Annotated in this window: 10 protein-coding genes; 8 read left to right on the top strand and 2 right to left on the bottom strand. The window is 64.3% G+C overall.

The window, feature by feature from the left end; all coding sequences use genetic code 11:
• The first annotated feature begins 218 nt into the window (after positions 1-218).
• The 5 genes from GQB00_RS10710 (at position 219) to GQB00_RS10690 (ending at position 5524) form a co-directional block, all read left to right on the top strand.
• A complete protein-coding gene (locus GQB00_RS10710; protein ID WP_111493869.1) occupies positions 219-1244 on the top strand; it encodes a branched-chain amino acid aminotransferase in 1026 nt (341 codons plus the stop codon).
• 316 nt (positions 1245-1560) lie between these two features.
• Positions 1561-2145 (top strand): DUF6436 domain-containing protein, encoded by a 585-nt coding sequence (locus GQB00_RS10705; protein WP_165856206.1) that lies wholly within the window; start codon positions 1561-1563, stop codon positions 2143-2145.
• Between the two features lie 24 nt (positions 2146-2169).
• On the top strand, positions 2170-3735 hold the full coding sequence (locus GQB00_RS10700; RefSeq protein WP_165856205.1) for a methyl-accepting chemotaxis protein: 1566 nt from the start codon (positions 2170-2172) through the stop codon (positions 3733-3735).
• Between the two features lie 155 nt (positions 3736-3890).
• Positions 3891-4679: a sulfotransferase family 2 domain-containing protein gene (locus GQB00_RS10695; RefSeq protein ID WP_162628719.1), complete on the top strand. Its 789-nt coding sequence runs from the start codon at positions 3891-3893 to the stop codon at positions 4677-4679.
• Between the two features lie 71 nt (positions 4680-4750).
• Positions 4751-5524 (top strand): substrate-binding periplasmic protein, encoded by a 774-nt coding sequence (locus GQB00_RS10690; RefSeq protein ID WP_165856204.1) that lies wholly within the window; start codon positions 4751-4753, stop codon positions 5522-5524.
• 13 nt (positions 5525-5537) lie between these two features.
• Here GQB00_RS10690 and GQB00_RS10685 read toward each other — a convergent pair whose 3' ends face one another.
• On the bottom strand, positions 5538-6326 hold the full coding sequence (locus GQB00_RS10685; RefSeq protein ID WP_204355708.1) for a PaaX family transcriptional regulator C-terminal domain-containing protein: 789 nt from the start codon (positions 6324-6326) through the stop codon (positions 5538-5540).
• Between the two features lie 464 nt (positions 6327-6790).
• Between GQB00_RS10685 and GQB00_RS10680 the strand changes: the two genes are divergently transcribed.
• The 3 genes from GQB00_RS10680 (at position 6791) to GQB00_RS10670 (ending at position 10772) form a co-directional block, all read left to right on the top strand.
• A complete protein-coding gene (locus GQB00_RS10680) occupies positions 6791-8434 on the top strand; it encodes a hypothetical protein (protein ID WP_165856203.1) in 1644 nt (547 codons plus the stop codon).
• An 80-nt stretch (positions 8435-8514) separates the two neighbouring features.
• On the top strand, positions 8515-9357 hold the full coding sequence (locus GQB00_RS10675; RefSeq protein WP_165856202.1) for a hypothetical protein: 843 nt from the start codon (positions 8515-8517) through the stop codon (positions 9355-9357).
• Positions 9354-10772: a M48 family metalloprotease gene (locus GQB00_RS10670; RefSeq protein WP_165856201.1), complete on the top strand. Its 1419-nt coding sequence runs from the start codon at positions 9354-9356 to the stop codon at positions 10770-10772. The genes GQB00_RS10675 and GQB00_RS10670 overlap by 4 nt, the downstream gene beginning before the upstream one ends.
• Here GQB00_RS10670 and GQB00_RS10665 read toward each other — a convergent pair.
• Positions 10759-11808 carry a low specificity L-threonine aldolase gene (locus GQB00_RS10665; protein ID WP_165856200.1) on the bottom strand — a complete coding sequence of 350 codons (1050 nt, stop codon included), beginning with the start codon at positions 11806-11808 and terminating at the stop codon, positions 10759-10761. The two genes, GQB00_RS10670 and GQB00_RS10665, sit on opposite strands and share 14 nt — an antisense overlap.
• Between the last annotated feature and the right edge of the window lie 15 nt (positions 11809-11823).

The raw sequence follows: 11823 nt of genomic DNA, 5'->3' as shown, positions 1-11823 counted from the left end.
GGGAGTCGCGCTCGGCGATGGTCGACGGGGCGTCGACGCCTCATTGCAGAACGGTTGGTTAATCCTTGATCCGGGCAACCGGAGCGGCGAAAATTGCGGACATTGCCACTGTCCGGCAAGCGTTGATAATGGTAGGTTGCTATCAAGGAGCTGAATAGAGGCTCCGTGACCCCCTCCCAGGTCAATTCCGTTACTCCCGCAGCATTGAGGACCATTTCATGACAGAGGTTGCTTCCGATACCGCTTCCCAGACCGCCGCGGCGCCCGCGCCCTTCGGTACCCAGTTCGCCGAGAAGATGACGCTCGCGCGTTACGCCGACGGACAATGGCAGGGAGTGGAAACGGTACCGGTGGGTCCGTTGCCTCTGCATCCCGCGTCCCATGTGCTGCACTACGGCAGCAGTTGTTTCGAGGGGCTCAAGGCCTACCGCATGCCGGACGGCGATGTGCGTATTTTCCGGCTCGAACGGCACGTGGCCCGCTTCCAGCGCAGCGCCGCCCTGCTGTGTCTGCCGCAGCCGCCGGCGGAGATGGTTGAGGCGATGATCCGCGAAGTGGTGGAGCTGGCGCGGGATATTATTCCCGAGGCGCCCGGCGCGCTCTACCTGCGGCCCACGCTGATCGGTACCGAAGCCAACATCGGTGCGGCCGGCGCGTCGTCGGCCGAAGCGCTCGTTTACATCCTGGCGTCGCCGGTGGGTGACTACTTCGCCGGCGGCAAGGGCCTGACGATCCTCATCGAGGACCAGGAAATGCGCAGCACGCCGGGCTTCGGCCAGGCCAAGACCGGTGGCAACTATGCTGCGGCCCTGCGCCACGTGAACCGCGCGCGGACCGAATACGACGCTGACCAGGTCCTGTTCTGCCCCGGCGGTGACGTGCAGGAGACCGGTGCCTCCAACTTTTTCCTGATCGACGACAACCGTCTGTTGACCAAGCCGCTGGATCCCTCCTTCCTGCACGGCGTCACCCGGGATTCGATCATCACCCTGGCCCGGGACCTGGGCTATGAGGTCGTCGAGCGGGACTTCACCGTCGACGAGGTGAAGGCATGGATCAAGACCGGCGAGGCGGCCCTGTCCGGCACCGCGGCGGTGCTGTCCGGCGTGGGCGCCTTCGTCCACGGCGATACCCGCTACCCGGTCGGCGACGGCGGCGTGGGCCCCAACACCCGCAAGCTGAGCGAGGCCCTGCGCGCGCTGCAATCCGGCCAGACTCCGGACCGTTTCGGCTGGCTGAGCTGATCCCCGTCTCCTTCTGAACCCGGTGCCCCTGCGGCGCCGGGTTTCATCTCTCCCGCCCTTATTCCTTACCGTCGCACGTCCGTTCTTCGACGCTCCGGCGGCCAGATCCAACCGGTGCACTGCAAGGCGCTTTTCGGCCGGCGTTAATGCCCGATGCGGCGGCTTTCTTTTCTTTCAAGAAAAATGAACACCGCATCATTCTTGTAACGTTTTCTATACAGACTTTCCCGCCGAGCCTGGCGCATCCTGCTACAGTCAATAGTTGGTTTTGCGACTTTTTCGGAGTTCCATGGACGGCTGGCGGCGATGGATCGGTATGGGGTTACTGCTGACCTGGCTGGGCGGCTCGGCGGTGGGTTACGGCTGGTATCAGTCTCAATACCTGCAGCCTTACCCCGGGGCGAATGCCTCGCAAACCGTCCTTCCGGAGGCATTGCGAAAGCAGTTGGAACGGGCCTGGAGCGCCGCGCCGACGGCGACCGGGGTCGAGCCGGGCGGCGTCACGCTGGTGCATTTCTCGCAGCCGGGTTGCCGCTGCGACGACGCCAGTCGAGACCACCTGAGGCGCTTGCGGGCGGAATACAGTCGGTCCGATCTTGCCGTGATCCAGGCGTTGCCACCGACGGCCGACGCCGCGGTCCCGGACCTCGGTGAAGCGGTGGACCGACGCAAGCTGCCAGCGTTATGGCAGCTGGTTTCGGCGGTCCCGGCGGCGGCGCTGTTTGGGCCTGGAGGCCAACTGCTGTACTTCGGCCCCTATTCGAGCGGCCCCTCCTGTGGCAGCGGCATCAACTTCGTGGAAGACGAACTGAGCCGGCTCCGGAACCATGAATCCGTGACACCCTGGATCAATGAGGTGGCCCTGGGCTGCTTCTGTGCGATCCGGCACCGGAAGACCTGAGACCACGTACCAGGAGAATCTCGTATGGATACGATCCTGCGCCCGGATATCTCTACGTCCGCACCAGCGGCGGCTGCCGCCGAGCGTTCGTCGGACACGCTCTACAGCCTTGACCGCCAGCGTCGCCAGGCGGATCGCCTCATGGCCGGTGTCAGTGCGCTTCTGCTGCTTTACGCCGTGGCACTGGCCGGGTGGCACGACACCTGGCTGGCGCTGTTCTGGTTCGGTGTGCCGGCGCTGGTGGTGCCAGTCGCCCTGGCGTGGCTCAGCCCGGGCAGTCGGCTGTCGCGGGTGGGATTCGGCGCCGGCTTCATGATCCTGTCGGCGCTGCATATCCACCAGGCCCACGGCATGATCGAGATGCACTTCGGGATCTTCATGCTGCTGGCGTTTCTGCTGTATTACCGGGACTGGCTGCCCATCGTCGCCGCTGCGGGCGTGATCGCGGTGCATCACCTGGTATTCAATTACCTGCAGGTGGCCGGCGTGTGGTCGGTCTACGTGTTCGAGGCCAATACCGGGTTGGAGATCGTGCTCTTGCACGCCGCCTATGTGGTGTTTGAGTCGGTGATCCTGGTGGTGATGGCGATCAAACTGCGGCGCGAGGCGGTGGAAACGGAAGAAGTCTATGCCACTGTGGGCAGCCTGTTGCAGGGGGGCGACCGCATTGACCTGCGGGGAACGGAGCGGCCGCCGGGCAGCCGCGTGGGCCATGCCTTGCAGGCGGTCATGAGTGAGACCCGGACGGTGCTGCGGGAGACACAGGATGTCACCGGGCAACTGGATGCCACCAGCTCGGAGATGGAGCGGCTGGCGGAAGGGCTGGCTTCCAATTTCCGCACCGAGGAGGCGGATACCGAGCAGGCGGCGTCGGCGGTCAGCGAAGCCACCGCGGCCGTCCAGCAGGTGGCCGAGAGTGCCCGAGACGCGGCCGAAGCGGCCGACAGCGTGGACGGTGCCGCCCGTGAGGCGACGATGTCCATCGACAGCAGCCGACCGGTCATCGACCGGCTGTCCTCCAGCATTGACCGCGGCGGCGACCGGGTGGATCAGCTGACCCGCGACAGCTACCGCATCGGTAGCGTTCTGGACGTGATCACCGGGGTTGCCGAGCAGACCAACCTGCTGGCTCTGAACGCGGCTATTGAGGCGGCGCGGGCCGGCGAACAGGGGCGCGGCTTTGCCGTAGTCGCCGACGAGGTTCGCTCGCTGGCCCAGAAAACCCAGCAGTCGGCGCTGGAAATCCAGTCCATGATCGACGAGCTGCAAACCGCCGCCAAGGCAGCGGACGCGGCCATGGCGGACAGTCGCGACGCCACCCGGGACACGGTGGAGGTCTTCGATGGCTTAGCCGAACGCCTGGCGACCATTGCCGACGGCGTGGAGCGCATCAACCTGGCCAATCGCCAGACCGCCGAGGCGGCGGCTCACCAGCGTGCGGTTATGGAAGCCGGTGACAACAGCGTCCTGGCGATTCGCCGGGATATCCTGGCCAGCCGCGGGGAGGTCCATCACCTGGCGGATGTGAGCGGCCGTCTGCGCCGGCTTGCCGAGAAACTCCTGCACCAGTCCACCCGATTCTCCCTGTAGAGGCCGGCGGCTCACGTCGTCGCGACATGACGGCGGCGTCGCTCTGTCGCCAGTGGCCCCACTGTAAGTGCTCGCTCTCGGCGTTATCCTAATAACACCGGGACAGGAGGTCCTGGTCGTTACTTGAGGGACCCGCCGCATAGGGACATATGGCCATGAAGCACGACATCTGGGAAAAGCTGCCGCCGCAACTTTATCTTCAACTCAAACGCTGGGATTATCGGCTCAAGGAAAAGGGCGCGTTTGAAGCAGCACAGCGCCTGCGCCAGGACGAGTCGCCCCAGGGTTACTCGTTTCGGCCGTTCGACCGCCAGCGTGCGATTTTTGTGCAGGTTCCCCGTTGCGCCGGCATGGCGATCAGCCAGACCCTGTTCGGCAACCTGTCCGGCGGCCACACCACGCTGGAGCAGTACCTGAACATCTTCGAGCCGCGCTGCGTTGCGGAGTATTTCAAGTTCGCGTTCGTGCGCAATCCCTGGGACCGGCTGGTATCGATCTACGCGTCGTTGCGTGACGGCGGCGGCAGCGCGACGGACCGGCGCCTGTACGAGCAGGAACTGAAGCCGCATGGGGACTTCGAGACTTTCGTACGGCGCTGGCTGACGCGTCGCAACGTCCGCAAGTGGACGCCGTTCTGCCCGCAGTATCATTTCATGCTGGATCGGCGCGAGATGGTGAAGCTGGATTTCGTCGGTTTCGTGGAGAACATCGAGCAGGATTTCCGCCAGGTGGCGGCACGGCTCGGCGCAAGCGCCTCGCTGCCGATGCTCAACCGCGGAGAGACGGCGCATTACACGGAATTCTACACCCCCGAGACCCGGGATATCGTGGCGGAGGTGTATGCCGAGGACATTCGTCTGCTGGGGTACAGTTTCGACAATGAAAACCTGCCCCAGCAGATTGCCGGTCGTGACCAGGACCGGGTCTACACCCTGCGTTCCTAGATCACGGCTTGGGTCGTGCGATCGCAATTGCTGGTAAACTCGTGGCTTTTCGTCCCAAGGGTGAACGCCGTATGTTCAAGTTTTCGAGCGCCCGTTGCCTGATCCTCGCCCTTGTCGTGTGGGGGAGCGGTGGGACCGTGCGGGCCGAAGTGCTCGAACTGGTGACCGAACCCTGGCCGCCGCTGGTGGAGCAACGGGACGGCAAACCCACCGGCCCCTTGTGGACGGTTGCCCAGGCCGTGCTGACACGGATGGGGTACGAGCCGCGCCTGCGTTTTGTTCCCTGGAAACGGGCACTGGACCTGGTGGCCCGCAACGAGGCCGATGCCGTGCTGGGTGCGGGTATGACCGTCGAGCGCCGGCAGCTTTTCCTGTATCCCGCCGAACCCCTGGCCTACAGTGAGACCGTGCTGTTTTCCGATCGCCGCTCGTCGCTGGTCTACGAGGATTTTGACAGTCTGGAGGGGCTGACCATCGGTCTGTCGGCCGGCTACTCCTACACCCGGGATGTCTGGTCTGCGCCCCAGTTCGAGCGTGAGGAAGTGCGGGATATCCGGGCCGGGCTGAACATGGTACTGCTGGGCCGGGTGGATGCCTTCATGGTCAATCGCGCCGTAGGCTGGCACGAAGCCCACCGCCTGGGCATTGCCGACCAGCTTTCGGCGTCGGTCAAGCCGATCAGCGAGGGGAGTGTCTACCTGATGTTCGCACCGACCACCGACCCGGAGCTGGTGCATGCCTTCGATCGCGCCATACGCAGGTTTCGCGGTTCAAAGGAATATGTGCGCCTGATGCGCGACTACGCGGCCCCTCATCCTGACGAGGCCAGCACACCCGATTCCTGAGGCGCGATCGCCGCTATTCGGAACTGACCCGGTAGAGTTGCCGCCAGATGGCATGACCGGTTCGGTCGAACTCGATCAGGGTGTCGACGAACCGCCGGCGGGCCCCAGTGTCGATCAGCTCGTCCGGCAGCAGCGGGTCGAAGACGATGCGACGGATGGCCCGGTCGCCCAGCACGAAGGATTCCCGGGCCGCCGCTTCCGGTTCCAGCACGTCGGCCTGCTTGAGCCACTGATCCAGCTGCCGGGCGCCGTCGCGGTAGCCCTGCTCCAGGGCGTCCCGGTCCCAGAGGTTGCGGGCCTGACGGTCGCGCTCCTCGTCGAGATCGCAGAGTGCGAACACCGGCGCTTCCGACTCCAGCCCCAGACGATACAGCCGTTCCCGGATCGCCGCGCCGCCGCCGGTCAGGTTGTCAGGGCGGACGAACAGGTCGCGGCTGAGTTCGCGGAAACCGTTGATTTCCAGGGCCCGTAACCGTCGGCGCGCGGCGGGTTTGTCGCTGCGGGGCAGGTTGCCGAGATGAACGCCGACCCAGTGCTGCGTCCAGGGCCGGATACGTTCCAGGGAGGCGCGCCAGCCCCGCACGTCGTCACTGAGCTTGTGGGCGCGATCGGTGAGCTGGTAGAGACCGCGTCCGCTGGACTCGATCAGTCCCTCTGAGCACAGGCGAGTGAGGGCGACCCGCGTGCTGTTGCTGGTCACACCGAACAGCTCGCAGATGTTGATGGCGATTCGAACCGGAAGGACATCGTCATCCATGGCCGTCATCAGGTTCATGATCAGACGCTGGGGCTTGGGTTTCACCGGATACTTCTCTCAATCCTTCCGCATGACAGGGCGCCGCCAACCGACGGTCTAGCCTGAAATGTTACCACGCTAACCAAAACACGGGCATTTCGCCGTTAGTGGAAGAGTGGCGGAATGAGACCCGGGTCGCGTCCTCCGCTTGGAATGAATCAAGTTGACAGGCTTGCGAGTGTCGCCTAACACTTCATGCAGTGCTGTTGCCTAATTGCTGTATCAGGTATCTCGTTTCCGGACTCTTGATTTTCACAGCAAGGATGCGGCGTCATGTACTCCTGCCTGTTTTCTTCATCAAAGTATCGATTCGTTGAACGCTCCGTGATGCCGTGCGAGGGCCCGTCCCGTACGACCGGATGCCGACCCGGATAGCGCCGGGAGTCTCTATGGCGAGACCATCAGCGTTCCGTTGGCTGACGCAGCGGGTTGGGGAGGTTTTTCCGGGCACACTCCTGGTGGCCTGCCTGGTGGTCATTGCCGCCCATTTCCAGTGGCTCGATCGTATCCAGAACGTGACGCTGGGGTTCGCTGCGGTGAGCCTTGAGCGCGCAGGCTGGTTACCCGACGCCGAATCGGGGCATCAAGACGCCGATTCGCCACGACTCTTCACGCTGGAAATTGATCAGCGGGCCTATGAGCGCGTTTTCAACCAGCAGTCGCCGCTCAGTCGCTATCATTTGCGCGACTTGCTGCTTTCGCTGACCGATCCGGAAGGCGGGATCGGCGGGCAACTGGGCGTTCCCGGCGTCATCGCGATCGATCTCGACCTGTCGCCCAACCCCACTGACGATCCGTTTCGTCCCACGCCGGCCTGCGATCTGACCTGTACGCTCAAGGCCATTGCGCCGCGGGTGCCCACCGTGTTGTTGCTGCCCCAACCGGTCAGCACGGACATGGCTCTCGACCGAAAAATCGAGTGGGTGAACGAGCTGGCGGATGTCGACAACCTCTACTTCGGGCTGGCCAATCTCATTGTCGAAGATGGCGGTGTGTTGCACTACCTGGATACGCCGTCCAGCTTTGCCCACGCGATCTGTCAGGCGGTACACGATACCGGCGAGCCGGTGCGCTGCCGGTTTAGCGCGAGTGTCTGGCCCAGGCGCATTAATCAGGCCGCCGACACCGCTGGCGCGGCCTGTGCGTTTCTCGAGACGCAGCGTTCGCAGCTGGAGCAGCTGTTCGCCGTGCCTCGTTTCGGAACCTCCCATCCTCAGTGTTCGTCGCCAGACGCGTCGGTCGGCAAATTGCTGGACCGGACATTCCTCAATACCGCATCCGCTGTTTTCCTGTCCCGTGGCCGTCTGGAGCCGTACCTGGCGACGCTGAACTTCAGGCGCTTCGGCGAGCTGGATATGCCCACCCTCCGACTGGACGCCCGCGAGCCCGGAGGGGATTTCACCGTGACGCTCGATGGTCAGCCCGTCGATTCCGGCGTCACCGGCAAACCGATGGACGGCCAGCTACTCATGATCGGCAGCCGCTACGGCGTGACGGACGTGTTTCACATGATGGGGCGTGAAGTGCCCGGCAGCCGGGTTCACCTGGCGGCGTACCTGTCGATTCTGAAACCGGTGAGTGACCTGGCGCCACTCTGGGGTCTTTTGCTGGATCTGGTGCTGGGTGTCTTGATTGCCATCGGACTGGTTTTGATCAAGGAGCAGTATGTCCGGAGCCCCAATATTGTGTGGCTCGGTGCCAACCTGCTTGCCCCGTTGGTGGGCCTGGTTCTGTTTTGCCTGGTCGCCTACTGGATCCTGATATGTTGGAACGTTCTGGTTCATCCCGGACCGATCGTTGCCGGCGTGATGCTGGACATCTATCTGGAACGTCTTGATCGCCCGCACCCGGCTTTGGTCGGACCCGCCGGTAGCCGGGGGCCGTCCCTATCGCCGAGGATGCAGTCGATGATGGCGAAAATCGGGGATGGCCGCATCGGCAAGCTCATGATTCGGGGCGACCAGGCGGCGATCAGGCCGTGGTGGCAGGACCGGGGTCGCGCTGTCTTGGACGCGGCATTGAACGCGAGAGCATCGGCACGACTGGATCGATGGGCGCGTCGCCTGTGTTACTGGCTGCTTGTCGGTTACGCCCTCTGGCTTATCGTTCAGTAGAGCTTCAGAAAATACCCATAATCCAAAACGACACTCACCGCTCGGCATGGAATGACTCACGATGACATGGAGATCACAGCATGAAATCGATAGTGACTCTGACGGGCCTGGTGCTCGCAGGTTTGGCCGCAGCGTCCTCGCAGGCGCTGGAGCTGGTGGTGATCGAAGGCTCTGTCGAGCTAACCGACCCGGATGCCGGCTGCGTTCGCAGCGCCGTTTTCGGTGACCGGATCGATACGGAGGACCCGCTCGCCGGTGCCAAGGGAGCACAGTGCGCGTCGGGTACTTCAGACCCACAGGTACGGGCCGTGGATACGCTGGCCATCCTGTGCGAACCGGGGGCGTCGGATACGGAGAACTGCGTTGACCTTGCGGCCGGGGACAGCAAATCCCTGAGCGAATTGATGGCGGGTGAGGGCGATGTGCGCGGCTGGCTGTCCTATCTGGTGGCCTCGGTACGCGCCACGGCCTTTGGCGGCAAGCGTCTGGACAGCGGCGACAGGCTGGAATTCTTCCCGTCCGGCAGCGTGCTCAAACCCAAGCGGGAACTGGTGATCCGGCCCGACTACGAGCAGCACCGGCAATACAGCGATTTCACCCTGATATCCGAGAGCGGCGACACCCTTTACGAACAGCCGGTGATTGATGGCGCGGTTCGCGTGCCCGCCGAGCACTTCGAGTTCGAAACCGATTACGCCTGGACAGTCCGGGCCGACGGGCGCACCTACCGGGGCGAATTTGCCATCGCCTATGCGGAGGACCAGGCGCTGTTTCAGGAGGAGCTGCAGGCGGTGGAGGGCTACGAGACGCTGTCGCCGCGGATGAAGGCCCTGCTGCAGGCCGCCAAGGCCCGGGAGTGGCAGTACAATTTCGACATGGAGCAGGCCGCGCGTCGCTACCTCGCTGACGGAGGCGCACGATGAAACGGACGATGCCATACCGCAGCCTTGGGCTGGCCGGTCTGTTGTCCCTGGCCGGGCCTTTGCAGGCCGGGTTGTTCGACGATATCGGCAAGGCGCTGAAGGATGCGGGCGACACCATCACCGGCCAGTCGGGCGATAACGCCAACGCCGCCGATAACGCCGTAACGGCAAGGTCGGCGCCGGCGCAACCGCAGCCAGAGACCCCGTCGCCCACGGATCGTCCGGAAGCGGTGGATACCGCCAGTCTGACCCGCCAGGCGCAGCAACTCCTGAATGCCCGCGGCTACAGCGCCGGCAGCGCGGATGGTATTTCCGGCGAGAACACGCGCCACGCCATCTGCCACTTCCAGGCGGTCAACGACATGACCCTGGACCCGCGAGCCACGCCGGCGCTGATCCAGGCCCTGCAGGCCTCGCCGCGATCCGGGCGGCCGCCGGAGTATGTCACGTTGTGGGAGCGGCAGTGCCAGATAGCCCACCTGAACAACCTCAACCAACTCACCGCGTCGGAATACAACAGCTATGAGGGGATGCTGACGGCGGACGACCGGCTTTGCCGCCACCTGGTGGCGCCATTCGAGCTGCAAAGCAACTTCGATTTTGTGCGCCAGAGCGTTGGGGGTTATGTGTCGGGGTTGAGCGATGCCCTGCTGGCCGGGGATTCGGTGGACCCGGCCAACGCGATCGAGCTCGACGAGGCCAGGGAGAGCGCCAAGAAAGCCAACTGGCTGCCGCTGGATTTGGAGCTGGCCTATGGCGAACGTCTGCATGAGGAACGCCTGGCGCAATCCGGTCTGATCCTCAGTCGCGACAACAAGCGGCGCCGGGTGCGGTCACTCTACGAGCAGGCCGACGCCGTGCTGGAGCAGGTGCTGGCGGGCATCGACCAGGAGCAGCCCTATACCTTCCAGCTGTTCCTGGTGGATGACGAAAGCGTCAACGCCGAAGCGCTGCCGGGGGGCTACCTGTACGTTAACAGTGGTGTTTTCGACACCAACCACGCGGACCTGATCATCGGCCATGAGGTGGCCCACGTGGTGCAGCGCCATACCACCCGGGAATTGCAGGCGCGGCTGGTGGACGTGGTAGAGACCACGGACGATCTCCAGAGCCTGCTATCGGCCGAAGGGAAACCCTCCGAGGCGGTCGTGGAGAAACTGCTGATCCTGCGCGGTGCCATCGCCGGTTACTCGCAGAACCAGGAGCTACAGGCGGATGCCTGCTCGGTGCGCATGGCGGTATCCGGCCATGCGGTTGGCGAAGCGGCGATCGACGCCTACGTCGACGAACTGTCGTCCGGCAAAAGCAGCCTGCGCCGGCCCATGTCCACCCATCCGGCCTATCCGGACCGGCGTGAGCGAATGCTGGACGTGGTGCAGGATGCCGGGCAGGGGGCGAGCATCAGTCAGAACTGACGCCGGCCGCGATGGCCAGGCCAATGTCCCTTACCAGGGCATCGACGCGGTCCAGGGTGCTGGACCAGGAGCAGACGAAGCGGGCCGCGCCGCCGATGAAGGTGTAGAAGTGCCAGCCCTTGGCGCGCAGGGCCGTCTGCACCGATTGCGGCAGGTCCACGAATACGGCGTTGGCCTGGCGCGGGAAGCACAGTTCGATGCCGTCCAGTTGCTGTAGGCCGGCTTCCAATCGGGCGGCGCAGGCGTTGGCGTGGGCGGCGTTCTTCAGCCAGGCGTCGTTTTCCAGTAGCCCGCACCAGGGCGCGGAGATGAAGCGCATCTTGGAAGCCAACTGCCCGGCCTGCTTGCAGCGCCACTCGAAGTCCTCCGCCAGCTGGCGATTGAAGAAGAGAATGGCTTCACCGACGGCCAGGCCGTTCTTGGTGCCCGAGAAACACAGCACGTCGACGCCGGACTTCCAGGTGATCTCGGCCGGTGTGGCGTCGAGCGCGGCGGCGGCGTTGGCGAAGCGGGCGCCGTCCATGTGGATGCGCAGGCCGTAGCGGTCCGCCACTTCGCGGATCGCTTTCAGTTCCTCGATGCTGTAGAGCGTCCCCACCTCGGTGGACTGGGTGAGGGTAATGACCCGCGGCTTGGGGTAGTGAATGTCCGTACGCCGGGTCACCATCCGCTCGATGCTCTCGGGCGTCAGCTTGCCGTTGGGGCCGTCGCCCACCAGCAGTTTGGAGCCGTTGGAGGCGTACTCCGGGCCGCCGCACTCGTCGGTTTCCACGTGCGCCAGTTCGTGGCAGATCACACTGTGGAACGACTGGCACATGGCCGCCAGGCTCAGGGAATTGGCCGCCGTGCCGTTGAATACGAAGAACACCTCGCAGTCCGACTCGAACGTCTCGCGCAGGCGGTCCGCCGCCATCTGCGTCCACGGGTCCTCGCCGTAGGCGCTGGCGTCGCGCTCGTTGGCGCGGGCCATGTAGTCCATGGCTTCGGGGCAGATACCGGCGTAGTTATCACTGGCGAACTGTTCGTGGTGCGGCATGGTGGCTCCTTGTCG

It is taken from the genome of Marinobacter sp. JSM 1782161, from assembly GCF_011421605.1.
Classification (GTDB): domain Bacteria; phylum Pseudomonadota; class Gammaproteobacteria; order Pseudomonadales; family Oleiphilaceae; genus Marinobacter_A; species Marinobacter_A bohaiensis.
Note: the sequence above shows the minus strand (reverse complement) of the source record. Positions and strands in the feature narration are given on the sequence as shown.